The 23,185-nt window shown below is 68.7% G+C and carries 20 protein-coding genes; 16 read left to right on the plus strand and 4 right to left on the minus strand.

Annotation, left to right across the window (positions count from 1 at the left end; all coding sequences use genetic code 11):
• The first annotated feature begins 143 nt into the window (after positions 1-143).
• The 5 genes from ACWGO6_RS16565 (at position 144) to ACWGO6_RS16585 (ending at position 11,087) form a co-directional block, all read left to right on the plus strand.
• On the plus strand, positions 144-5,171 hold the full coding sequence (locus tag ACWGO6_RS16565; protein ID WP_452327321.1) for an endo-alpha-N-acetylgalactosaminidase family protein: 5,028 nt from the start codon (positions 144-146) through the stop codon (positions 5,169-5,171).
• A complete protein-coding gene (locus ACWGO6_RS16570) occupies positions 5,168-7,702 on the plus strand; it encodes a GH116 family glycosyl-hydrolase (protein ID WP_452327322.1) in 2,535 nt (844 codons plus the stop codon). Before ACWGO6_RS16565 ends, ACWGO6_RS16570 begins: the two co-directional genes overlap by 4 nt.
• A gap of 161 nt (positions 7,703-7,863) precedes the next feature.
• The gene (locus tag ACWGO6_RS16575; protein WP_452327323.1) at positions 7,864-9,144 is read left to right on the plus strand and encodes an ABC transporter substrate-binding protein; all 1,281 of its coding nucleotides are present in this window, start codon (positions 7,864-7,866) and stop codon (positions 9,142-9,144) included.
• 69 nt (positions 9,145-9,213) lie between these two features.
• Complete coding sequence (locus tag ACWGO6_RS16580; protein ID WP_136041102.1) at positions 9,214-10,194, plus strand: carbohydrate ABC transporter permease; 981 nt, start codon at positions 9,214-9,216, stop codon at positions 10,192-10,194.
• Positions 10,191-11,087, plus strand: coding sequence for a carbohydrate ABC transporter permease (locus ACWGO6_RS16585; protein WP_136041101.1), 897 nt, complete (start codon positions 10,191-10,193; stop codon positions 11,085-11,087). The genes ACWGO6_RS16580 and ACWGO6_RS16585 overlap by 4 nt, the downstream gene beginning before the upstream one ends.
• Positions 11,088-11,120: 33 nt before the next feature.
• On the opposite strand, the gene ACWGO6_RS16590 is transcribed toward ACWGO6_RS16585, so the two are convergent.
• Both ACWGO6_RS16590 and ACWGO6_RS16595 read right to left on the minus strand, forming a co-directional pair.
• Positions 11,121-12,026, minus strand: a complete 906-nt coding sequence (locus ACWGO6_RS16590; protein WP_168429476.1) for a helix-turn-helix domain-containing protein — start codon at positions 12,024-12,026, stop codon at positions 11,121-11,123.
• Positions 12,027-12,259: 233 nt separating this feature from the next.
• Positions 12,260-12,445, minus strand: coding sequence for a DUF3073 domain-containing protein (locus tag ACWGO6_RS16595; RefSeq protein WP_029263716.1), 186 nt, complete (start codon positions 12,443-12,445; stop codon positions 12,260-12,262).
• A gap of 148 nt (positions 12,446-12,593) precedes the next feature.
• Between ACWGO6_RS16595 and ACWGO6_RS16600 the strand changes: the two genes are divergently transcribed.
• Entirely contained in the window at positions 12,594-13,139 is a 546-nt protein-coding gene (locus ACWGO6_RS16600) for a universal stress protein (protein ID WP_136041099.1), read from the plus strand.
• A gap of 62 nt (positions 13,140-13,201) precedes the next feature.
• Here the strand turns inward: ACWGO6_RS16600 and ACWGO6_RS16605 are convergent, their stop codons facing one another.
• Both ACWGO6_RS16605 and ACWGO6_RS16610 read right to left on the minus strand, forming a co-directional pair.
• Entirely contained in the window at positions 13,202-13,828 is a 627-nt protein-coding gene (locus ACWGO6_RS16605; protein ID WP_136041098.1) for a PadR family transcriptional regulator, read from the minus strand.
• Complete coding sequence (locus tag ACWGO6_RS16610) at positions 13,825-14,664, minus strand: DUF4097 family beta strand repeat-containing protein (RefSeq protein WP_136041097.1); 840 nt, start codon at positions 14,662-14,664, stop codon at positions 13,825-13,827. Before ACWGO6_RS16610 ends, ACWGO6_RS16605 begins: the two co-directional genes overlap by 4 nt.
• A gap of 204 nt (positions 14,665-14,868) precedes the next feature.
• On the opposite strand from ACWGO6_RS16610, the gene ACWGO6_RS16615 reads away from it, so the two are divergent.
• From ACWGO6_RS16615 to ACWGO6_RS16660, 10 genes are read left to right on the plus strand one after another with little or no spacing between them, the layout of a single operon-like run.
• Complete coding sequence (locus tag ACWGO6_RS16615) at positions 14,869-15,531, plus strand: GntR family transcriptional regulator (protein WP_240745007.1); 663 nt, start codon at positions 14,869-14,871, stop codon at positions 15,529-15,531.
• A gap of 45 nt (positions 15,532-15,576) precedes the next feature.
• Complete coding sequence (locus ACWGO6_RS16620) at positions 15,577-16,371, plus strand: MBL fold metallo-hydrolase (protein WP_136041096.1); 795 nt, start codon at positions 15,577-15,579, stop codon at positions 16,369-16,371.
• 27 nt (positions 16,372-16,398) lie between these two features.
• Complete coding sequence (locus tag ACWGO6_RS16625; protein WP_136041095.1) at positions 16,399-17,184, plus strand: NAD-dependent epimerase/dehydratase family protein; 786 nt, start codon at positions 16,399-16,401, stop codon at positions 17,182-17,184.
• Positions 17,181-18,170 carry a phosphoglycerate dehydrogenase gene (locus ACWGO6_RS16630; protein WP_136041094.1) on the plus strand — a complete coding sequence of 330 codons (990 nt, stop codon included), beginning with the start codon at positions 17,181-17,183 and terminating at the stop codon, positions 18,168-18,170. The genes ACWGO6_RS16625 and ACWGO6_RS16630 overlap by 4 nt, the downstream gene beginning before the upstream one ends.
• Positions 18,167-18,973 carry a hydroxypyruvate isomerase family protein gene (locus ACWGO6_RS16635; RefSeq protein ID WP_136041093.1) on the plus strand — a complete coding sequence of 269 codons (807 nt, stop codon included), beginning with the start codon at positions 18,167-18,169 and terminating at the stop codon, positions 18,971-18,973. Before ACWGO6_RS16630 ends, ACWGO6_RS16635 begins: the two co-directional genes overlap by 4 nt.
• Positions 18,970-19,638: a hypothetical protein gene (locus ACWGO6_RS16640; RefSeq protein ID WP_136041092.1), complete on the plus strand. Its 669-nt coding sequence runs from the start codon at positions 18,970-18,972 to the stop codon at positions 19,636-19,638. The genes ACWGO6_RS16635 and ACWGO6_RS16640 overlap by 4 nt, the downstream gene beginning before the upstream one ends.
• A complete protein-coding gene (otnK, locus tag ACWGO6_RS16645; RefSeq protein WP_136041091.1) occupies positions 19,635-20,861 on the plus strand; it encodes a 3-oxo-tetronate kinase in 1,227 nt (408 codons plus the stop codon). Before ACWGO6_RS16640 ends, otnK begins: the two co-directional genes overlap by 4 nt.
• Positions 20,858-21,496 (plus strand): class II aldolase/adducin family protein, encoded by a 639-nt coding sequence (locus ACWGO6_RS16650; RefSeq protein WP_136041090.1) that lies wholly within the window; start codon positions 20,858-20,860, stop codon positions 21,494-21,496. Before otnK ends, ACWGO6_RS16650 begins: the two co-directional genes overlap by 4 nt.
• Complete coding sequence (locus tag ACWGO6_RS16655; RefSeq protein WP_452327324.1) at positions 21,493-22,170, plus strand: substrate-binding domain-containing protein; 678 nt, start codon at positions 21,493-21,495, stop codon at positions 22,168-22,170. The genes ACWGO6_RS16650 and ACWGO6_RS16655 overlap by 4 nt, the downstream gene beginning before the upstream one ends.
• Before the next feature lie 21 nt (positions 22,171-22,191).
• Positions 22,192-23,178 (plus strand): nucleoside hydrolase, encoded by a 987-nt coding sequence (locus ACWGO6_RS16660; RefSeq protein ID WP_452327325.1) that lies wholly within the window; start codon positions 22,192-22,194, stop codon positions 23,176-23,178.
• Positions 23,179-23,185: the final 7 nt, after the last annotated feature.

The raw sequence follows: 23,185 nt of genomic DNA on the forward strand, positions 1-23,185 counted from the left end.
CTCCGCGCAGGATGGGCCCAGAAGAGTCCGGGTCGCAGCCTCGAAAGTCCAATGCGCACGATGATCTGCGTTCATAGGCTTCCAGCACCGCACCCCCGTGCTGTGCCCTCGTTGCCTTCAACGCTGAAAGAGATCGATCGCGCATGAGACTCCCACTTCCGTTCCCGCGTTCCGTTCATACGCCCGCACCGGCGGTGCCGCCGCTCCCACGCAGGGCCCTCGGTGCCTCCCTCGCCGTGCTGCTGGCGACACAACTCTTCGTCGCGACGCCTGCCGTCGCAGACGGTGAGAAGTCCCCCGACGGCACCTTCGCCCTGCGCTCCTCCGCACTCGTGGTGGACGTCGACGCGGAGTTCCCACGCGTCGTGGGATACACCTGGCGAGACACGGGTGCCACACTCGGCGGAGCCGACGGGTCCGCTCATGACCTCGAGATCAACGGCAAGGCCTACACGCCGACGGTTGCGGCGGAGGCCGCGAAGTCGAAGGTCGAGTATGTGATGAGCGTCCCGGAGATCGACGTGCGCATCTCCGCCGTGATCGAGGTGAAGAAGGAGGTCACCTCCTTCCGGGTGACCGAGATCCGCGAGGACGGCGAGCTCCGGGTCGAGACCCTCGCCCTCCCCGACCAGGGCATCGTCTCGGTGCGAGGCGACGACGCGCAGGCCCAGCTTTCGACGATGCTGCTGCGCAAGACGTACTACGACAACAAGGGCAACCAGGATCAGTACCAGCCGGTCGCCTCGGATCCCGTCGACGCCGAGCCGCAGCCGGCGAACGTCGCCTTCGTCTCGAACTCCGGCCTCGCCGCGGGCGTGGCGACCAACGCGGTCACGACGTACGGTCCGCTGCGCTACCAGACCACGGAGAGCGACGGCGTCAAGCGGTCATCGGTCTGGAGCAGCACCTGGACCTATCGTGGCCCTGACGGCGGCGTGGTGGAGCTGCCCCGCATCGACGTGGCGGTGAGCGCCGAACGCAACGGCGACGGGGTCGTCGATTGGCAGGATGCTGCCGCGGGCTACCGCCAGATCATGCCCACACCGTTCGGCGGAGACGAGGTCGCCGACAAGGTCGTGCAGTACATCTCGATGAACTTCATGAGCGGAGTCCAGCAGCCCTTCATCAAAGCGCTCGACGACGTGAAGAAGGGCTACCTCTACACCGATGGGCTGGGGCAGTCCGTGCAGCTCAAGGGGTACGAGTCCGAGGGCCATGATTCCGCCCACGGCGATTTCGCCGATCACTACAACGAGCGTGCCGGTGGTCTCGCCGACCTGAAGACCGCCACGAAATCCGCCTCGAAGTTCAACGCCGAGTTCGGCGTGCACATCAACAGCGGAGTGGCGATGCCCGAGTCGGACATCTTCCGGTGGGACCGCCTGTCATCCACCGAGCCGAGCTACTTCTACGGGGATGCGCACTTCTACCTGGACCGGGAGAAGGACCTCGCCAGCGGTGACTACGCGACACGGATCGCGGCGCTCAAGCACGACCTTCCCGAACTCGGATTCGTGTACTCGGACGTGTTCTTCGGCGAGGACTGGGAAGCCTGGGCCTCGGCGAAACCGGTCAACGACGCCGGTCTGCCGCTGCAATCGGAGTTCCCGTCGTGGCTGTGGCCGTACGTCACCTTCTATCACCAGTCCGGCGAGTACGACGCGGTGGGGATCGAGTCCGACATGATGAGATTCCTGTACAACTCCTACGCCGATGTCTGGCCCAAGTCGGCTCAGCCGCTTCTGGGCGGTGCGAGCAACCTCGGGATCGGCGGTTGGCACGGCGAACGTGACGTCGATGCCTGGGTGGCGAAGACGTTCACCGTCAACCTTCCGACGAAGTACCTCCAGCACTTCGACGTCGTGACGATGGCCGAAGGCCGGGTGGGTCTGGAAGACGATGTCGTTTCGGCTGAGGTCGATGGGCGGCGGCAGATCAGCAAAGACGGTCGGCTGGTCGCCGATGGCGACGAGTACTTCCTCCCCTGGCAGGACGATGTGAAGAGCGGCCGCGGCATGCCGGATCCCGATCGGATCTATGCGTGGAGCGCATCCGGCGAGCCACGCGAATGGCAGGTGCCCGAAGACATGCGGCAGTCCGGACGGTACAACATCTACCGGCTCACCGACACCGGTCGTGTCGCGGAGGGCTCCGTCGATGCGAAGAAGGGGGCCGTACGGCTGGACCTCGATCCGAACGTCCCTTACGTGCTCTACCCGGCCAAGCCCGCGGCAGTCGGCGACGTTTCGTTCGGAAAGGGCGCGCTGGTCGCCGACGGAAGCTTCGCCTCGCGCACTTTTGACGAATGGACCCGGACCTCGAGCAGCGGCGACGTCTCCGGCATCGAGGTCGTCACCGACGACAACGGCTGGCCCGTGCTCAACGTCGCCGGTGCGGCGGATGGGACGGTCTCGCAGCGGCTCGACGGTCTGAAGCCCGGCACCTACGCCGCGTCGGCGTGGGTGTCGACGTCGGACGGTCGGCCGGCGACGCTCTCCGTCGACGTCAAGGGCGAGCGGTCGCGAACCCGGACGATCACGGCGACGCCACCGCTGCAGGACGACATGGACCATCAGCTCTTCGGGAAGCCGTTCCAACGCGTCCGCGTTCATTTCACCGTTCCGAAGGGACAGCGGACGGCGACGATCGCGCTCAGCGCGGGAGCCGGTGCCGCCGGTGCCGTCCAGTTCGCGGATGTGCGCGTGGTCCGCGACGGCGGGGGCGATCCGAGTGACGGCGAGGCCTTCTACAGCGAGGACTTCGAGCACGTCGACCAAGGGTGGGGGCCGTTCGTCCTCGATCAGCCCAGCGAAGCCGCCGTGCATCTCTCCGAACGCCACGAGGGCTACACCCGAGACACCATCAGCGGCGACTGGTCGCTGAAGGCGGCGAACGGGAAGGTCGGACAGGTCTATCGGAGTTGGCCGGGCACGATCGACTTCGAGAGCGGTCACGCCTACCGGGTGCGGCTGGCGTATCAGTCCGACGCCGCCGGCACCTTCGCCTTCGGCGTCGGAGCGGATGGAGTCGCCGACCCCCTCACGAGCGGACGTCTCGCTCGGACGACCGCGCGACCGCTCGACAGCGCGCCGGCAGACGGGCCGAAGCCCGATGGCTGGACGGACTCGCTGCCACCTCAGGACTCGGCACCGGACGCACCCTGGGAGCGCACCTTCGTCGCCGGGTCCTGTGGAGACGCCTACCTCGCGCTCGAGCAGGTCGCCGCGGGCATGCAATCGGCCGTCATCGACGATCTGGTGATCGACGACCTGGGGCCCGTCGATGGCGCGTCCGAGGCTGAATGCCGGTCGCTGGCGACGGTCTCGGTGGACTCCCCCTCGCTGGAGCCCGGCAAGAAGACCGACGTGGTCGTCACCTACACGAACGAGAGTTCGGTCGCTCACAGCGGCGTCACGCTCACGCTCCCCGCCTCGTCAGGACTGGAAGTGAAGGCGGTCGACGCCGAGCCGATCGCGGAGGTCGCTCCGGGGGCGTCCGTGTCGGCCACGTTCTCCGTGACCACTCGCGCAGAGCTGCCGGCGGAACCCGTCTGGCTCATCGGTCGTGCGGAGTTCACGCAGGACGGGAAGCGCGGAGGCGCGACCAGCGAGCCCGTCGACCCGCGCGTCGCCTACGGCTCGATCGCGGAGGCCTACGATCGGGTCTCGATCACCGATGACTCGGCGCCGGCGGGAGGAGACTTCGACGGGAACGGCAACAGCTATTCGCGCCAGGCGCTCGAGGCCGCGGGGCTCGTCCCCGGGGGAGCGGTGACGATCGATCAGGCGGCGTTCACGTGGCCGTCCGAAGTCGGGGTCCCCAACAGTGCAACGAGTTCCGGGCAGACCGTCGAGCTGGACGGAAGCGGCGGTGCGATCGGATTCCTCGCTGCCGGCGGCAACGGGAAGCGCGGGACGGTGACGATCACGTACCACGATGGCTCGACCTCGACATCCCAGGTCGCGGCACCCAACTGGTGCTGCACCGCTCCCGGACAGTTCGCCGCCCGGCCGGTGGCGAGCTCGACCTACAACAACGGCGCGAACGGTCCGCAGAATCAGGGAGTGGGCTACCAGGTGTACTACGTCACCGCTCCTGCCGAGCAGGGCAAGACGGTCGTCTCGGTGACGCTGCCCGACAACGGGATGCGTGTCTTCGCCCTGACCGTGGTCCCGCTGTTCACGGCACCCCCGGCGGGCGAGTCCTTCGTGAGCGACAACGAATGGACCTCGGCGACCTCCGGATGGGGACCGGTCGAGCGCGATCGATCCCTCGGAGAGCGGCTGTGGGGCGACGGCGACAGGATCGTCCTCGATGGTGAGCCCTTCGACAAGGGGATCGGCATGGCGCCGCTGACCGACGGGCCGTCGGCGGTGAGCGTGGCGCTCGACGGAACCTGCCAGGCCTTCCACGCCACGGTGGGCCTCGATGACGCCCAGAAGACCAAGGGATCCGTCGTCTTCTCAGTCGTCGGCGACGGAGAGGTGCTCTACGAGAGTCCGACGATGAGGGCGGACAGCGACAACGAGGTCATCGATGTCGACGTGACCGGGGTGCACCGCCTCGAACTCCGCGTGGGCGACGCCGGAGACGGCATCGGCGACGACCATGCGAGCTGGGGCGACGCGAAGCTACGCTGCGCGGAACCTGCCGATCGAGCATCGGCGTCGGATCGACGCGTGGATCTCGAGTCCGCAGGGGACTGGTCCGGAGTGTACGGCTCGGCGGGATGGCAGATCGCCGGTGGCGGCGGAGTCGCCCCCGGAAACGGTGTGAGCCTCGACGTCGCCGCAGCCGGTCCCGCGTACGTGTGGACGCAGCAGACCGACGACGTACGAGCACTCGCTGCGGGGGACCGGCCCGGGAGGATCGCCTCCGCCTGGCATGTGAAGTCACCGACGTTCACCGTGTCCGCGCCGACGGCCGAGCCGCACCGGTTCTCCTTCTATCTGCTCGACTGGGACAGCGACGACGCCAGAAAGGAGCGCATCACGATTCGGGACACCGCAGGAAGAGTGCTCGACACCGTCGAGGCGTCGGGGTTCTCCTCCGGGGCGTGGTACTCCTGGGCGGTCTCGGGCACCGTGACGGTGACGTTCGAGCCCATCGCGGGAAACAACGCGGTCGTGAGCGGTGTGTTCGTCGATCCCGTCGCGGAGGTCGAGGGATGAGGGAGCGGAGAGCTGCCGAGGTTCCCGGCGACGGGAGCGGAGCGAACCCGCGCGGCTGGCCGGCGCAACGACGGTACTCGGGCGCCGCCCTGCGTCGGGTGGTCATGCCGCTCGGTGGAATCGGGACCGGGACGATCGGTCTCGGTGGGAACGGCAGGCTGACGGACTGGGAGATCGGCGATGCACCCGCATCCGGGAGGTTCCCGCGGGTCGCCCACGTCGTCGCCCGCGTGGAGACGCCCGACGCCACGAGCCTGGTCGCCCTGGAAGGGCCGATCGACGACAGCGCGTTCGACGGGCCGGATGGATCCATGGCGCAGAACCACGGATTGCCCCGTTTTCGGGAGGCCGAGTTCTCGGCCGCGTATCCCTTCGCCCGCGTGGACCTCCGCGACGAGGACCTCGCGTTCGACGCGTCGCTCGAGGCGTTCAACCCGTTCGTTCCCGGGGATGTGCAGGCCAGCTCCCTTCCGCTCGCCGTTCTGCGGTACCGCCTGACGAACCGGAGCGCTTCGCCGGTGAAGGCGACCGTGTGTGCATCGATCGCGCATCCGCTCGGTGGCGAGGGCAGCGCGCGGAGCGTAACCCTGCATCGCGCGGATGGCCTGACATCTCTGCAGTACAAGGCTGCCGGGGGCCGGCCGGAGGAGGACGGCACCTTCGCGCTCTCGGTGCGGGCGGGAGAGGATGTCACGTGGCGCACCGCCTGGCCCGAGCCGCACTTCGGCGACGACCTGCTCGAGTACTGGGACGATCTTCACGATGGGCGGCTCACCGACCATCCCGATGCGACGGCCCTGGTCGGCAGTCTCGCGTCATCCGTCGACATCGAGGCGGGAGGGAGCGCCGAAGTCACGTTCCTCCTGTCCTGGCACCTGCCGCGCCGGCGGGCGTGGAAGTGGGTGCCGCTTGCGTTCGGCGACAGCTGGACCTACGAAGATGACACCCATCTCGACAATCACTATGCGACGAAGTTCGCCGACGCGCTCGACGTCGTCCGGAAGACCCTTCCCGACCTCGAGCGACTCGAGCGGAGGACGCGCTCTTTCGTCGAGGCCTTCTGTCGGCAGGATGTGCCCACCGAGCTTCTCGAGGCGGCTCTGAGTGCGACCTCGGTCCTGCGCTCCCAGACGGTGTTCCGCACCGGCGACGGCCACTTCTATGGCTGGGAGGGGTGCGCCGCGGACACCGGCAGCTGCCACGGCAACTGCACGCACGTCTGGCACTACGAGTACGCCACCTCCCATCTGTTCGGCGAGCTCGCGCGGAGCATGCGGGAGCTCGAGTTCCTGCACGCCACCGACGAGTCCGGGAAGATGAGCTTCCGCATCGGGCTGCCGTTGGAGACCCACGCTCGGGAGTGGCCCTATGCCGCGGCCGACGGCCAGACCGGCGCCGTCGTCCGGCTCTATCACGACTGGCGTCTCTCCGGCGACGACGAGTGGCTTCGGTGCCTGTACCCGGCCGCGCGGCGCGCGATCGAGTTCTGCTGGATCGAGGGGGGTTGGGACGCCGATCGCGACGGACTCATGGAAGGTGTGCAGCACAACACCTACGACGTCGAGTTCTACGGACCGAGTCCGCAGATGCAGGGCTGGTATCTGGCCGCGCTCGCCGCCGGTGCGGTGATGGCGACCGCGGTCGGCGACGATGGTTTCGCGGCGCTCTGCGCCGAACTGCACGAATCCGGCCGCCGCCTCACCGAGTCCGTCACCTTCAACGGCGACTACTACCAGCAGGACGTGCGCCCCCTTCGCGAGGGCGATGCCGTCGCCTTCGGTCTGCGGCGCCGGACGGAGACGGACGAGATCGGCCGTGACCCGGTTTCCCAGCTCGGAGCAGGATGCCTCGTCGACCAGCTCGTGGGAGATACAGCGGCCCGGCTCGCAGGTCTGCGAGGACCGTTCGACCCCGAGCATTTCCGGTCGGCCGCTGCCGCGGTCTTCCGCAACAACCGTCGCGATCGCGCGGATCGCACGCTGAACCACATGCGCAGCTTCGCGCTCGCCGATGAGGCGAGTCTGGTCATCTGCAGCTTTCCGCGCGGCGACCGACCGAAGACGCCCTTCCCCTACTGCTCCGAGGCGATGCCGGGCTTCGAGTACGCGGCCGCGACGGCCCTCGTCCAGGCGGGGATGCCGGGGGAGGCATTGCGTGTCGTGTCGGACGTTCGGGCCCGCTTCGACGGAACACGGCGCAATCCGTTCGACGAGATGGAATGCGGCAGACATTACGTCCGCTCGATGGCGAGCTGGGGGACCCTCCTTGCCTGGCAGGGGCTCCGAGTGGATGCCGTCGAGCAGTCCATCCACCTCGCTCCGCGATCCGAGCGCTCGGATCTCGTCTGGACGAACGGATTCGGATGGGGGACCGTGTCGCTCGACGGTGCGCGCCTCCGCGTGTCCGTCGAAGAGGGCGTCCTGACGCTGACGGCGATCCATGTCGACGGGGTGGGTCGCTGGTCCGCGCAGGGAGACACGACTCTCGCGGCGGGTGACCGACTCGAAGTCACGCTGCAGACCGAGTGCTAGCGCCAACATTCCGTAGCAGATTGACTCCACACCTGCTGATAATGAGGGAATGTGGCGCTTGTTATCGCAAACAAAATGTGCCACCATCAAGATGTACCTCGTATTGCCCGGTCCCGAAGCCGGCGGCGAAGTGTCCGAGCTCATTCAAAGGAGATGCAGCAGTGAAGAGAGCAGTCTTGCGAACCGTGGCAGCCGTCGGAGCCTTGGGTGTCGGCCTCGCTGTGGCCGGGTGTTCCGGTGCGGCGAAGTCCGGGCCGACGGAGATCGTCTTCTGGGGGTGGTCCCCCGGCTACGGAGACGCAGCGGAGGCATTCAACGCTTCGCAGGACGAGATCGTCGTGACCTACGAGGAGATCGCGCCGGGCTCGAAGGGGGGCTACGACAAGATGCTCAACGCCTCGAAGGCGGGCAGTGCACCGTGCCTGGCGCAGGTGGGCTATGAGACGCTCACGAGCTTCGCGGCCCAGGGTGTGCTTCAGGACGTCTCCGAGTTCGCGAAGGACAGCGAAGACGAATTCCAGCCGGCCCCGTGGTCTGCAGTGAACATCGGCGACGTGGTCTACGGTGCGCCGGTCGACCAGGGGCCGATGGCTCTCTACTACAACAAGGGTGTGTTCGACTCGCTCGGCATCGACGTGCCGACGACCTGGGCCGAGTACCAGGCAGCGGGAGAGCAGCTGAAGGCCGCAGGCAAGTTCCTGTCCGCCGGCTATCTCAACTACGACTACGCGGGGTTCGCGTGGCAGGCTGAGGCGCCCTGGTTCTCCATCAGCGACGACACCTGGAACGTGTCGATCGATTCGTCGGGGAACCAGGACGTCGCGGCCTATTGGCAGACGCTCATCGACGGGGGAATGATCAGCCCGGCCCCGATGTGGGACCAGTCCTGGTATGCGGGACTCGGCGACGGAAGCATCGCGACGCACGTGGGAGCGGTATGGCTCGCCGGGGTCTTCACGGACAGCGTGCCCGATGGCGCAGGTCAGTGGGCTGTCGCGCCGATGCCCCAGTGGGAAGCCGGCGAGACCAAGGTCGGCAACGTCGGCGGCTCGGCCACGGCTGTCATGAAGGGATGCGACGACCCGGAAGCGGCATGGTCCTTCGCGCACTTCATGAGCACCGACGCGGACACGTACACGGGGCTGATCGAGGACGCGGCGCTGTACCCTGCCGCGACCGAGCTCCTCGGCCTGCCGGCGCTGTCCGAACCCGACGAGTACTTCGGCGACCAGGTCATCTTCGACGTCTTCGCCGAGGCGTCCGAGGATGTCGCGACAGGATGGACCTGGGGCCCGAACATGCCCGAGACGGTCGGGTTCCTCGATGATGGGCTGAGCAAGGCATGGGCGGGCCAGGGCGGAACTCTCGTCGACGCCGTCGAGACGACTCAGAAGAAGACGTTCGACGCTCTCGACGCTCAGGGCATCTCCGTTTCGGAGTGAGCTCCCGCGTCCGGTCGGGGTGCCATCGCCGCCCCGACCGGACGGCCCCTCGACATGGCAGAGGACAGCATGACCACTTCTTCGACGCGCACGATCACGACCGCCGACAGCCGACGAACCCGAGGTTCGACATCCTCGCCCGCCCCCGGCGGCGCGACTGCAGCGCGACCGCATGCGCGCTGGCGCACTCCCCTTCTCTTCCTTGCCCCGTTCGGCGTGCTCTTCGTGGCGATGTACCTCGTCCCCATCGTGTACGCGTTCGTGCAGAGCCTGTTCGTCCTGGAGCGCTCGGGTCTAGGGCTCGAGGCGCCGAGTCTGGAGTTCGCGCCGCTGGCGAACTACGCCCGGCTCATCGAGGACGGCGACTTCATCGCGTCGCTCGGTCGGGTGGCCCTGCTCGGCGTGGTGCAGGTGCCGCTGATGCTCGGCTTCGCCCTCCTGCTCGCGCTCCTCCTCGACTCCAAGTCGGCCCGAGGCAAGGGCTTCTTCCGTCTCGCCGCCTTCCTTCCCTATGCGGTGCCGGGCGTCATCGCGGCGGTGCTGTGGTCGTTCCTGTACTCACCGGTGACGAGTCCGATCAACAAAGCGCTGGATCAGATGTTCAGCGGCGGAGTCCCGTTCTTCTCCGACGGTCTCGTGCTCTGGTCCATCGCGAACATCGTGACGTGGGGATGGACGGGCTACAACATGCTCATCATCTACTCGTCCCTCCAGACGATCCCCTCCGAGACCATCGAAGCGGCGCGTATCGACGGGGCGGGTGCGTGGCGGATCGCCTGGGCGATCAAGATCCCCATGGTGCGGCCCGCTCTGATCCTCACCGCAGTCTTCTCGATCATCGGCTCGGCCCAGCTCTACAACGAGCCGAAGGTGCTCCAGGCCATATCGGGGGGCGCGATCAGCAACAGCTTCACCCCGCTCATGGCGGCTCAAGCACAGGCGACGGCTCAGAACTATCCCTACGCGGCCGCGCAATCGGTCGTGCTCGCGCTCCTGGTGGGCGGCGTCTCCTTCCTGTTCTTCCGGCTCACGAATCGAGGCGAACGATGACCGCTCCCACATTGGTCTCGGCCACCCGTCCGCCGGTCAAGCAGCCGACGCGCTCGTCACGCGAGGGGAACCTCCTGAGCCGCCTCGGGGTGTTCGCCCTCCTCGGGGTCTCCGCCGTGTACTTCGTCGCTCCCATCTGGTGGCTGGTCGTGGCGTCGACGAAGCCATCGGGTCGGCAGTTCTCGGAGCCGAGCCTGTGGTTCGACGGCTTCGGTCTGTTCGACAACATCGCGCTCGTCTTCGCCGAGTCCGACGGCATCTTCGGGCGGTGGATGCTGAACAGTCTTTTCTACGCGGGGTTGTCCGCGGCCGTGGGAACCCTGCTTTCGGCCATGGCCGGTTATGCCCTGGCGAAGTACGACTTCCGCGGACGGGGAGTCGTCTTCGGCGTCATCCTCGCAGCGGTGCTGATCCCCAAGGTGATGTTCACCCTGCCGCTGTTCCTGCTGTTCAATCAGGTGGGGTTGCTCAACAACCCGCTCGCCGTGCTGCTGCCCAGTGTGGTGAGTCCCTTCGGCGTGTATCTGGCTCGTGTTTTCGCCGCGCAGTCCGTGCCCGATGAGCTCATCGAGGCGGGCCGCATCGACGGTGCGGGTGAGTTCCGCATCTTCGGTGCGATCGGTCTGCGGATCATGTCGCCGGCGCTCGTCACGATCTTCCTCTTCCAGTTCGTGGAGGTCTGGAACAACTTCCTGCTCCCGGTGATGGTGCTCAATGACACGTCGCTGCAGCCGGTGACTGTCGGGCTCGTCGGCTGGGCAGGGAGCAACGGGCAGGTGCCGGCCGGAACGGTGGTGGTCGCCGCGCTGCTCTCCGTGCTTCCGCTCGTGATCGCGTTCCTGAGCCTTCAGCGCTTCTGGCGGGCGGGTTTGACCGCAGGTGCCGTCAAGTGACACCTGAGGGCGTCTGAATACGGTGAAGCGGCGTCACCTGACCGCGTCGCCCGAGTGGTCGCCCCCGGATTCAGTGTCGGCCTGGTCGCTGATGGTGCCTGTCGACCCGGTCAGCGGCAGGCGCGACTGCTGCTCGCGGAACACCGTCGGCGGCACCCCCACGCGTGCGGCGAACAGGCGGGTGAAGTACGCGGGGTCGTCGTAGCCGACTCGAGCGCTGATCACCCGCACCCCGAGCGAGGTCTCGGCCAACAAGGTCTGGGCCTGCGAGATCCTTGCCTCGAGCACGACGTCGACCGGGGTCATCCCGGTGGAAGCCTTGACGACCTCGCGGAGGGTCTCGAGCGTGACACCGAGGGACCTCGCTCGGGCGGCCATGGTCATGGGGTGATGGGAGTAACGCCGCAACTGCCGGAGCAGACGTTGGTCGTCGGGCAGCACGTCAGGGCGCCCGGAACTGGAGGCCAACAGCAACTGCTGGGTGATGATCGACGCCTGGAGCCCGCCGGCTACGCCGCCGGTGTGCAGCGCCGAGCGCAGCCGCGAGAACAGAGAGGGGAACTCCGCCGGGGTCGTGTCGAGGTCGACCACTGGATTGCCGGGGTCGAACACGCCGAGCTTCAGAAAGCTCTGCACCGCGGGGCCGCCGAACAGCGTCCAGTGCTCGTCCCATCCGGCGCTGTCCGGGCCGTAACCGTGTTCCCGGCCGGGGATGATCCAGATCAGAGCCGGCGCACGGACGAGGCGCTCCGCGCCGAACGGGCCACGGTGCGAATACCAGCCGTTTCCGCGGGACACATGGATGAATGCGAACGACGCGAGAGTGCGAGCACGGAACGATGCCGTGCTTCGGTGCTCGCCCGCGCCGAGGCACGCGACCCCGTGGTCGCGGAGCGGTTGGGGCGGGGTGGCGTATTCGACCCATCCCGGATTGTCCACGTTGCCTCGATCCCGCGCGCCGCTGCCCAGAACGTGCCGGAGCGTCACGGCACTGCAACCAGCTTGGCAGACCTCGGGTGCACGAAGCGATATTCCTGCGCGCCGCGTATCCGTCTCGGACAGGGACTGGATGTTCGACAGCGTCGCGCCGGAACCGCCCTCCGCGGTGCGGCGCCCGGACACGACGAAACACCCGCACGTGGTGTGCGGGTGTCACGAGGCAGAGCGGGCGGTCAGGCCTTCTCTAGCTCGTCCTCGTCTTCGTCTTCATACTCATCGGCCCACTTGTCGACGTATGCGTCTTCGTCGGTCGGGTGAGCCAGCTCGCGCTCGAGCGCGGAGTAGTTCACCGACGGACTGTACGCCTTGAGTTCGCGGGCGATCTTGGTGTGTTTCGCCTTCTGACGGCCACGGCCCATGCGCGAGACCCCCTCACGAGTTAAGCTGCGGGCGGCGAGGCCCGAGGCATTTCACGACACCGGCGCGAAGCCGGTAAGAGTAGCATTCAGAATAGCACGCGGGGAAGACACTCTGGCTGAGGCCAGACTGGCGAAGGGAAACGATCTCATGACCGACAACACTCCCACTCCGTCCAACGAGGCCGCACAGAACGCGGCGTTGCAGAAGGCCGTCATCGTCGGCATGCAGTTGGACCAGGACCCCCACGTGATCCACGAGGCCGTGCGCTACGCGCGACTCCTCGGTGTCCCGCTGGTGGTGGCGCACGTGGACGTCACGCGATTCGTCACGTATGAGGATCCGGACGGCTACGTGCATTCGGCTCCGATCGACATCAATTTCGACGCAGGCGCCGCCGAGTTCGAGGCGGTCGAGGCTTCTGCCGCAAAGATCCTGGCGGGGGTGGATGTCACCTGGACGGCGCGTCAGCTCGTCGGCGACCCGGCGCTCGCGATCAAGCAGCTCGCCAACAAGCTGGATTCATCGCTCATCGTCGTCGGCACCCGCAAGCGCGGCATCGGCGAATCGATCCGCGAGTTCTTCACGGGTTCGGTCGCAGCGCGGCTCGCGCACCGGCAGCATCGCTCGATCCTGGTCGTGCCGCTCGGCGAGTCGGTGCCGGATGAGCAGAAGGAGATCTGGCCGGAGTCCTAGAGGGCGAACGCGCAACAGCAGAGGGCCCCGTCGGCTGTTCGCCGACGGGGCCCTCTGCGTGTTCAGGATCCGGAGCTGCTCAGGGAGACCGTGACTCCACGGGCCGCGTTGTCGAGCGCATCCTCCAGCTCGGTCACGACCGACGGAGACAGCGTGCCGCCCTTCGCGAGGTGCGTGCGCAGGTCGGTGCGCACCCGAGCGCGGAACGCGTTGATGACGGCATCCGCCCGGTGCATCTCCTCGCGACTGAGGAGCCGGGAGTCGTCTCCCGCCGTGCGCGGGCGGTTCTTGGCCGCGGTGCGCTCGCCCTTCTCGGCGGCTGCGAGGTCGGCGCGGAGGCTCTTCATCGCGTCCTGGACGCTCTGTCGGACCTCGCTCGCGATCAGTCGCACCGAATCGGTGAGACCCGCCTCGATGCCGGCGAGGTCGCCCTCGCGCGACGCGAGCTCCGCCCGACCGGCCTCGGTGATCGCGTAGATGGTGGTGCGGCCGTCGACGGTCTTGGTCACCAGACCCTCCTCCTCGAGCTTCGCGAGGCGGGGATAGATGGTGCCGGCGCTCGGCGTGTAGGTGCCGCCGGTGCGATCGGTCAGCGACTGGATGATGCCGTAGCCGTGCTGCGGCGCCTCGGCGAGGAGAGACAGCAGGTACAGGCGCAGGTCGCCGTGAGAGAAGACGGCGGGGCTCATGCTTCCCACTCCTCGTCTTCCGTGATCGAGGCCGGCGTGCGGCGGAGGACGGTGACGCCGCCGGAGACGGAGTTCGCGCGCAGGTCGACGAATCGTCCCGAGAGCTCGCCCTTCGTGCCGGTGTAGTTGCTGGGGCCGGAGGTGCTGCGCTCGACGCCGTCGATCAGCAGCCGACCGCTGAGGGAGCGGACGACGTAGTTGGCGGCCAGCGACTCGTCGAGGCGCACCGTGGTGCCGCCCGAGACGGAGTTGATGTTGATGGTGTTCACATCTCCCGCAGCATCCACGAGGGTGGAGCCCGAGACGATGTCGACGGTCGCCTTGCGCACGGCACCCGTGACGGCCACGTCGCCCGAGACGCTGTTCGCGTTGATCGAGCCCGTGAGGCCGCGCACCTGCACGTCGCCCGAGACCGAGTTGACCGTGAGGTCGCCGATCAGGGTGTCGACGATGATGTCGCCGGAGACGGTGTTGAGGCGGGCGTCGTTGCGGATGCCCGAGACGAGGGCGCCGGCGCTGACGACGCCGAGGTTGAGGGCGATCGAGCGGGGGACTGCGACGCTCACCTCGGCGCGGGGGCCGCCGGAGCCGAAGTTGCGGAAGACCTCGAGGAAGTTGTCCCAGCCCAGCTGCGGGTGGTCGATCTCGACCTCGCCGTCGTGGGACTCGATGCGGAGGTCTTTGGTGGTGACGCCGTGCACCTCGATGCGGATGCCCGGTTCGTCGTGGGCGATGATGTCGACCTGTCCTCCGACGAGGCCCACCTTGAGGCGGGTGACGGACTCGATGTCGATGACGCGTTCCTCGCCCGGGGCGATGAGCCACTTCTCGGTCATGTGTGCTTCTCCTGTGTGTAGGGTCACGATATATCGTGTGTGGCCAGCGTAACACGATATATCTCGATGGTGTCAACCCTCCATCCGAAGTTCGGGCGAAACCCTCATCGGAGAGGGGGTGGTCGCTGTGGTGGCCGCGCGTCCGCCCGGGGCCCGCGGGGGCGACCGGTAGTCTTCGACGGAAGGACTTCGAGGGGAGAAGACGTGGCCGGGCGATCGACGAAGCAGCCCATCGCCGACCGAATGTACGAGGTGCTGCTGCATCAGTTCATGTCGGGAGAGCGGGCAGCAGGGCAGAGCCTGAACATCGGAGCCCTGTCGCGCGAACTGGACGTCAGCCAGACCCCGCTGCGTGAGGCGCTCGCGCGCCTGGAGCACACCGGACTCGTCCAGCGCGAGGCGTTGCGCGGCTACCAGGTGGCCCCGGTCATGACGCGCGAAGAGGTGGAGCAGCTGGGGGAGGCCCGCGTGCTGCTGGAGCCCCGTCTCGCGTACGAGGCAGCCCTGCGCACGACGCCGGAGTTCCTGGAGGGGCTGCGTGAGGCGGTCGAGGACTTCCGCCGCTCGGCCGAGGTCGCCGACACCGAGACTGAAGGCTTCGACCTCTACTGGCGCAGCGACGCACGCTTCCACATGATGATCGCGGCGCAGTCCGGCAATGCCTTCCTGGAGATGTCGTACGCCGCGCTCGGCGGGCAGATCCAACGGTTCCGGCTGTTCTCGAAGTTCGGCCGCACGGGCGCCGTCAGTGCGGCGCCCGAGCACGATGCGGTCTATGAAGCGATCGTGGCCGGTGACGCCGACGGTGCTGCCGAAGCGATGCGCCACCACATCATCGGTGCGACCCAGAGGCTTCTCGAGGGCTGATTCCCTCCGCCGGGTGCCCGGTTTTGCGCTATACTATTTTTTGTGATGGCGCAGAACGAGGGACCCCAGTCGACGCCGACGGTCGGATCAGCCGGATCGTCGGGGTACATCGCGCGCCCGCTCGTCGAGGGCTTCCCCGGAAAGTCGAGTTCGCACGGGGCTTTCGGCTGGAGCAGCCTGTGGCTCCTCGACGACGGCGTGCGCCGGGTGCTCATCGATGCCGGCCAGCCTGCGTACATCCCCCTCATCCACGCGGGCCTCGAGCGTCTCGGACTGACGACCGACGACGTGACCGACGTGCTGCTGACCCACATGCACTGGGACCACGTCTCGAACTTCCCCATGTTCGCCCACGCGACCACCTGGGTCGGTGAGAAGGAACTGCGTTGGGCAGCGGATCAGCCTGCGGGCACCCCGTTCATCCCCGACCTGCACGTGCAGGAACTGCTCCGACGCACCGACCGCGTCGAGCGCATGAGCGTCGGGCAGGAAGTGCTCCCGGGCATCCACGCCATCGACAGCGCCGGACACACCCCGCACCACCTCGCGTTCTATCTCGACCGTGCAGAGGAGAAGCGCGTGTTCGCGGGCGACGCGGTGAAGAACGTGTACGAACTTGCCTCGGGGCGGGTCGATTCCACGCTGGACGCCGAGGCCAGTACCGCGACGATCGACGTGTTGCGCTCGCTGCTGACCGACACCGGGGCCGCGCTCGTTCCCGGGCACGATGTGGAGCTGCGCTGGGACGGACGCACCGCCCGGCGTCAGCGCCCCCAGCGGGCCAAGATCGGGTTCTTCGCCGACGCCTCGACCGGCGAAGAGGACCGCAGCATCGGCTGAGCGCCGATGCCGAAGGAGAGGATGACGATGACGACAGTGCTGTACACCGGCGGGACCGGACGGATGGGCCGCGTGATCCGCGAAGGGCTCGCCTCCCGCTACGACCGTGTCGTGCTGTTCGCGCGCTCCGACGCCGACGAGCCCCTCTTCCCCGGGGAGCAGGTGGTGGTCGGCGACCTCGGCGACCTGGATGCCCTCACCGCGGCTGCCGACGGCGTCGACGTCATCGTGCACCTCGGTGGCATCGCCGATGAGGCTCCGTACGACAGCATCCGCAGCGTCAACATCGACGGGACCTACCACGTATACGAGGCCGCGCGACGGGCCGGTGTGCGTCGCGTCGTCTATGCCAGCTCGAACCACGTCGTCGGCTTCCACCCCGCGAGCGAGATCTTGGACGAGAGCGCACCGCTGCGCCCCGACACCTTCTACGGCGTCTCGAAGGCGTTCGGCGAAGCCCTCGCCAGCCTCTATCACGACAAATGGGGGATCGAGTCGGTGCTCGTCCGCATCGGCACCTTCCGCCCCGCGCCCGAGGACCGGCGCCAGCTTGCCCTCTGGCTCAGCTGGCGCGACGGCGTCGAACTGTTCCGCTGCGCGATCGAGAGTGCCCCCGTGGGCTGCCAGGTCGTCTACGGCTGCTCGGCGAACACCGAACGCTGGTGGAACGGCGACGCGGGCTGGGCGGCCATCGGCTACGTGCCCCGCGACGACGCGGCCGACCACACCGACGCGGTGGACTTCAGCGCCCCCGCACCCACCCTGCACGGCGGCGCATTCGCCGCCCCCGACTATGAAGGAGGGATCTGGTGACGAAGACCGATTCCCACGACGTGCTGATCACCACCGCATTCCTCGAGCCCGGCGACGAGGTCGATCGGATGCTGCGCGAGGCCGGCCTCACGACGCGGCACGAACCCGAACTGGCTACGCTCGACGCCGAAGACCGGGCCCGCGCGCTCGCCGGAGCCCGCGCCATCATCGCCGGTACGCGCCCGCTGGGCGAAGAGGAGTTCGCGCTCGCCGACGCGCTGCGGATCGTCGTGCGCACCGGCGTCGGGTACGACAGCGTCGACGTGACCGCCGCGACCGCACGTCAGGTACCCGTATGCGTGACCCCCGGCGCCAACCGACAGGCCGTCGCCGAGCATGTCTTCGCCCTGGCGCTTGCGTGCGCTCGCCGCATCCCCGAGAACGTGAGCAACCTGGCCGCGGGTACGTGGCAGCAGCTCACCGGACGAGAGCTGCAGGGGTCGACCCTCGGGATTCTCGGCCTGGGCTCGATCGGCAAGGCGGTCGCGACGATCGCCGCCGGGTTCGGAATGCACATCGTCGCGTACGACCCGTACTTCGACGAGGACTTCGCTGCGGCCCACGGCATCCGTCGTCTCGATCTGGACGACCTGCTGCGCGAGGCCGACTTCGTGACCCTGCACCTCTTCCTCGACGAATCCACGCGGAACCTCATCGACGCCTCCCGGCTGGCGCTGATGAAGAGCGATGCGGTGCTCATCAACACCGCCCGCGGGGGGATCGTCGATGAGGACGCGCTGGTGGACGCGGTGCGTGAGGGGCGCATCGGTGCCGCCGCGCTCGACGTCTTCGCCGACGAGCCTCTGGGCGCGTCGAGCCCGCTCCTGCACACCCCCGGCATCCTCGCCACGACCCACGTCGCCGGTGCGACCCGCGAGGCACGCGGCGAGTCGGGCCGGATGGCCGCTCGCAACGTGATCGCCGCTCTGGGCGGTGCAGCGCCGGAGTTCGTGGTCAACCCCGACTACAGCGCGGTGTCGGCATGATCGTCGAGACGTCGTCGGGGCCGGTGCGCCTCGCCGCCAATCTGAAGTGGATGTTCACCGAGGCGCCGTTCGCCGAGCGGTTCGACGCGGCGGCCGAGGCCGGGTTCACGGCCGTGGAGTTCGCTTCGCCGTATGAGCTCGCGCCCGCGGAGGTGCGACGTCTGCTGGACGACGCGGGCCTGACGCAGATCCTCATCAACACCCCGGCCGGCGCACCGCGCTCGCCCACCGCCTCGGGTGCGGCGTACGTTCCCGGAGCCGAGCAGGAGTTCCGCGACGGCGTGCTGCGCGCGCTGGAGTACGCGGACGTCCTGGGCGCCGGTGTGGTGCATGCGATGGCGGGGATCAAACCGACGGATGCCGACGCGGACGCGGCGTTCGCGACCTACGTGTCGAACATCTCCTGGGCCGCCGAGCAGGCGCGCGGGACGGGTGTGCGCCTGGCGCTGGAGGCCATCAACAAGCGCGATCAGCCCGGCTACGGTCTGGCTTCGATGGAGACCGCGGCGGCGGTCGCGCAGGAGGTCGACCCGGAGATCGTCGGCGTGCTGTTCGACGTCTATCACGCGCAGGTCGACCGCGGGAACCTCATCGAACGGTTCGAGCAGCTGCGTCCCCTGATCGCGCACGTGCAGATCGCCGACAACCCCGGTCGCGGCGAACCCGGCACGGGCGAGATCGCCTATGAGCGCGTGCTCGCCCGGATCGCGCAGAGCGGCTATCCCGGCTGGATCGGCTGCGAGTACGCCCCCGTCGCGGGCACCCGCGACGGACTCTCCTGGATCGAGAGGATCATCCGATGACCGACCCGAAGATCGCGCTCATCAGCGCCACCCCGCTGGCGATCGCCCCGGCCGCGACGGCGATCGCCGCTGCCGTCCCCGCAGCGACCGTGTGGAACCTGCTCGACGATCGTCTGCTCGCCGACGCGCACGTCGAGGGCGGCATCACCGCGCCGCTGGCCGCGCGCATGGACGGCCTCATCGAGCTGGCCCTCGCCGGGGGAGCGGACGGCGTGCTGCTCACCTGTTCGCAGTTCGGGAGCCGCGCCGATCGGCGTGATCGCGAGGCCGACGGCGTCGCCGTGCTGTCCGCCGACGGGCCGTTGTTCGCCGAGGCGGTCGCGGCCGCCCCCGCACGGGTGCTGCTGGTCGCGTCGCTCGAGTCCTCCGCGAGCGACAGCACGGCGCGTCTGACCGACGCCTTCGTCGCGAGCGGATCGTCGGCGCAGGTGCGCCCGCTCGTGGTCCCTGCGGCGGCCGTCCCGCTGGCTGCGCCGGACCTGATCGACGCCCTCGCCACCGCGATCGCCGATGTCGACGAGCCATACGACCTGATCGTGCTCGCCCAGTACTCGCTCGCCGCCGCTGCCGCGTCCCTCGCTGATCGCTTCGGCGTCGCGGTGCTGGACGGACCCGCCGCAGCCGCGCGCCGGCTGACCGCGGCGCTCCGGGAGGGTCCTCGATGATCGGCGTCATCGCCGACGACGTGACCGGCGCCACGGATGTCGCCGCAGCGCTGCGGCGCGCGGGTCTGCGCACCCTCCTGGCCCTCGGCGCGGGCATCGACGACACCGCGGTCTCGGCCGACGCCGTCGTCATCGGGCTGAAGACGCGATCGCTTCCCGCCGCGGAGGCGGTCGCTCAGAGCCTCGCCGCGCTCGCGGTGCTGCGAGAGCGGGGAGCCGACCGCATCTACGTCAAGTACTGCTCGACCTTCGACTCCACCGCCGAGGGCAACATCGGACCGATCACCGAGGCGGTCGCCCGTGAGCTCGGCGCCGACCTGGTCGTGACGACCCCGGCCGCGCCCCTGCACGGTCGCACCGTGTATCGCGGTCACCTCTTCGTCGGCGACACCCTGCTCGCCGAGACCCACATGCGCGATCACCCGGTGACGCCCATGCGCGACTCCTCGGTCGTGCGACTGCTCGCGGCGCAGAGCGCGGAGCCGGTCGCGGCGCTGCCCCTGGATGTGGTGCAGCGGGGGGTCGATGCCGTGCGCGACACGCTGCGCCGGGCTCGCGCCGACGGTGCTCTCCAGGTGGTGGCGGATGCCGTCACCGATGCCGACCTCGCCGCCCTCGCCGAGGCCGTCGAGGGCGACGCGCTCGTCGCAGGATCCGCCGGCCTCGTCGGAGCCATCGCGCTGCGGGAGACGGCGGGTGGCACAGCGGCCCCGGTGCCGCCGACGGGTCGTACCGCGATCATCGCGGGCAGCTGCTCGCGGCGCACCCTCGAGCAGATCGATCGCTTCGTCTCCTCCGGGAGCCCCGCCTATCGGGTCGCGGCCGCACCCGATGACACGGCCGAGCAGCTGGCCGCACGAGCCGTGGAGTGGTGGGACGAGCAGCCCGCCGATGCGGCCGCCCTCATCTACTCCTCCAGCCCCGCCTCGGAGCGTCGCGACGATGTGCCGGGCGCCGGCGAGCTGTACGAGCGGACGGCGGGCCTCATCGCCGCCCAGCTGTCGGATCGCGGAGTGAAGCGCATGCTCATCGCCGGCGGCGAGACCTCTGGCGAGGTCATCCGCGCGCTCGGCACCACCGTCGCCGTCGTGGGCGAGGAGGTCGCGCCGGGGGCGCCGTGGATCCACGACGAGCGGCGCGACGTGCACCTGATCCTCAAGTCCGGCAACTTCGGCGATGAGGAGCTGTTCGTGGACGTCGCTCGGCAGGGGCTCGCCGCATGAGTGCCGCCACCCGCCGCGCGATCGAACGCGTCGCGCACTCGATCCACCGCCGCGGTCTCACTCATGGCCGCACCGGCAACCTCGCGGTGCGGGACGGCGACCGCGTCCTGCTCACGCCGACGGGCATCAGCCTCGCCGACATCGAGGCGGACCAACTCTCGGTGGTCGCTCTCGACGGCACGCACATCGAGGGCCCGAAGCCGACGAAGGAGGCGTTCCTGCACGTCGCGATGCTACGGGTGCGTCCGGACCTCAACGCGGTCGTGCACACCCACTCGGTCTACGCCGCCGCCGTGTCGTGTCTGGCCGATGTCGATGCCGACGATCCGATCCCGCCCCTCACCGCCTACTACGGCATGCGTGTCGGAACGCTGCGGATGCTTCCGTACTTCGCCCCGGGCGATCGGGCCGCGACCACCGCCGTGGAGGATGCCGCCCGCGTGACGCACGCTCTGCTGCTGCGCAATCACGGTCCCGTCGTCGCCGGCGTCGATCTGGATTCGGCGGTGGATGCCCTGGAAGAACTCGAGCACACCGCGCAGCTGTTCTTCCTCACCCGCGGTCTCGCCACGGCCCCGCTCACCCCCGCGCAGCTGCAGTCGTTCGCAGCGCCCTCCGAAAGGACTCCCTCGTGATCACCCTGTACAGCGGCCTCGTCGTGAAGAAGCCCCTCGTCGAGCAGATCATCCCGGCGTTCGAGAGCGCCACGGGTGCCCGCGTCGACGCGACGTTCGAGCCCACGACCGTGCTGCTCGACCGCATCGCGGCGGGGGAGCGGCCCGACCTGGTGCTCGGGGTCTCGTCGTCGGTGACCGACCTCGCCGAGAGGGGGCTGGTGGACCCCGCCCACGTCGCCGAGATCGCGGTGTCATCCGTGGGATTCGCGCGGCTCGACGGCACACCCGGACCTGCCGACGACTCCGCGGCGGCGTTCCTCGACTACCTGCTCGCCGCCCGGGCCGTCGCGTACACGCTGAGCGGCGCGAGTGGAGTGCACTTCATGAAGATGCTCCGCGAGCGCGACCTTCTCGAGCGCATCGACGAGCGCGCGGTGCGCTGCGCGTCGGGCCTCACCGTGGAAGCGCTGCTCGACGGTCGGGCCGACGTCGCGGTGCAGCAGGTCAGCGAGCTGCGTTCGGTCGCCGGCCCGCAGATCGTCGAGCCGATCCCGCACGAGCTGCAGTCCTATGGGCGGTTCGCCGTGGGCGCCCGCCCCGGTGCCGGGGACGACGTGGCGCGGTTCGTCACCCTTCTGACCGAGAAGTCGACGCAGGACGCGTTCGCCGCGTTCGGGCTGTCGCGTCCCTGATCCCCTACGAGGAGAGCACCCATGAGAAAAGTCATCGTCGACACCGACACCGGGGTGGATGACGCCCTGGCCCTGATGCTGCTGGCCGCCGATCCCGAGGTCGAGATCCTCGCCGTCGTCAGCGTGTTCGGGAACACCACCGGCGAACGCGCGGCCGACAACGCCCGGTACGTGCTCGACACCTGCGGACGCACGGATGTGCCGGTCTACCGCGGTGCGGACGCCCCGCTCGTGCAAGAGCTGCGCATGAACCCCGGCATTCATGGGGAAGACGGCTTCGGCAACACCGGGCTTCGTCCGGCGCAGTCCGTGGATCCCGAGCCGGTCGGCGTCGACGTCGTGCTCGACCTGGTCGAACAGCACGACGGCGAGATCGACTACCTCGCACTCGGGCCGCAGACGAACCTCGCCGCCGCCATCGAGACGCGGCCCGACCTGCTGCAGCGACTCCGCTCCACCACCATCGTGGGGACGCTCGGGCCGGCGCTCTATCACGACACCGCGCCGTGGGAGGATCGCCGGTTCCGGGTCTCGCGCGATCCCAACGTGTCGTTCGACATCGACGCGGCGCGTATCGTGGCCGCCCACGCGGGCGATGTCACCTGGTGCGGGCCGTACGTCACCCGTCAGGCCCTCGTCCCCGAGGACTTCTTCCTCGACATCGCATCCTCGACCGGCTTCGCCCCCGCACAGCTGATCACCACGATCAGTCGGGACTACGCCGGCTTCTACTCGCGCTCGTACCCGCAGCCGGAAGGACGCCGGGTCATGGGCATCAACGACAGCATGGCCGTCGCGAGCCTGCTGTTCCCCGAGCTCGTGACCGGCGCGGTCATGCGTCCGCTCGAGACGTTCCTCGACCAGGAGACCGGCGACCGTTACCTCGCCGGGGTGCATCCGGTGAAGGACGAGGCGCGGCCGATCCATCGTGTCGTCTTCGACATGGACTTCGACGGCGTGCTCGAGCGGATCGGCGAGGTGCTGCGGCGCCCGCTTCCCTGGCGCTGAGGCGCGC

It is taken from the genome of Microbacterium sp. NPDC055665, from assembly GCF_053618035.1.

Coding starts and splice junctions, on each gene's coding strand:
- ACWGO6_RS16565 (WP_452327321.1), top strand. CDS start 144: ATGAGACTCCCACTTCCGTTCCCGCGTTCCGTTCATACGCCCGCACCG.
- ACWGO6_RS16570 (WP_452327322.1), top strand. CDS start 5,168: ATGAGGGAGCGGAGAGCTGCCGAGGTTCCCGGCGACGGGAGCGGAGCG.
- ACWGO6_RS16580 (WP_136041102.1), top strand. CDS start 9,214: ATGACCACTTCTTCGACGCGCACGATCACGACCGCCGACAGCCGACGA.
- ACWGO6_RS16585 (WP_136041101.1), top strand. CDS start 10,191: ATGACCGCTCCCACATTGGTCTCGGCCACCCGTCCGCCGGTCAAGCAG.
- ACWGO6_RS16595 (WP_029263716.1), bottom strand. CDS start 12,445: ATGGGCCGTGGCCGTCAGAAGGCGAAACACACCAAGATCGCCCGCGAA.
- ACWGO6_RS16600 (WP_136041099.1), top strand. CDS start 12,594: ATGACCGACAACACTCCCACTCCGTCCAACGAGGCCGCACAGAACGCG.
- ACWGO6_RS16605 (WP_136041098.1), bottom strand. CDS start 13,828: ATGAGCCCCGCCGTCTTCTCTCACGGCGACCTGCGCCTGTACCTGCTG.
- ACWGO6_RS16610 (WP_136041097.1), bottom strand. CDS start 14,664: ATGACCGAGAAGTGGCTCATCGCCCCGGGCGAGGAACGCGTCATCGAC.
- ACWGO6_RS16620 (WP_136041096.1), top strand. CDS start 15,577: ATGGCGCAGAACGAGGGACCCCAGTCGACGCCGACGGTCGGATCAGCC.
- ACWGO6_RS16625 (WP_136041095.1), top strand. CDS start 16,399: ATGACGACAGTGCTGTACACCGGCGGGACCGGACGGATGGGCCGCGTG.
- ACWGO6_RS16635 (WP_136041093.1), top strand. CDS start 18,167: ATGATCGTCGAGACGTCGTCGGGGCCGGTGCGCCTCGCCGCCAATCTG.
- ACWGO6_RS16640 (WP_136041092.1), top strand. CDS start 18,970: ATGACCGACCCGAAGATCGCGCTCATCAGCGCCACCCCGCTGGCGATC.
- otnK (WP_136041091.1), top strand. CDS start 19,635: ATGATCGGCGTCATCGCCGACGACGTGACCGGCGCCACGGATGTCGCC.
- ACWGO6_RS16650 (WP_136041090.1), top strand. CDS start 20,858: ATGAGTGCCGCCACCCGCCGCGCGATCGAACGCGTCGCGCACTCGATC.
- ACWGO6_RS16660 (WP_452327325.1), top strand. CDS start 22,192: ATGAGAAAAGTCATCGTCGACACCGACACCGGGGTGGATGACGCCCTG.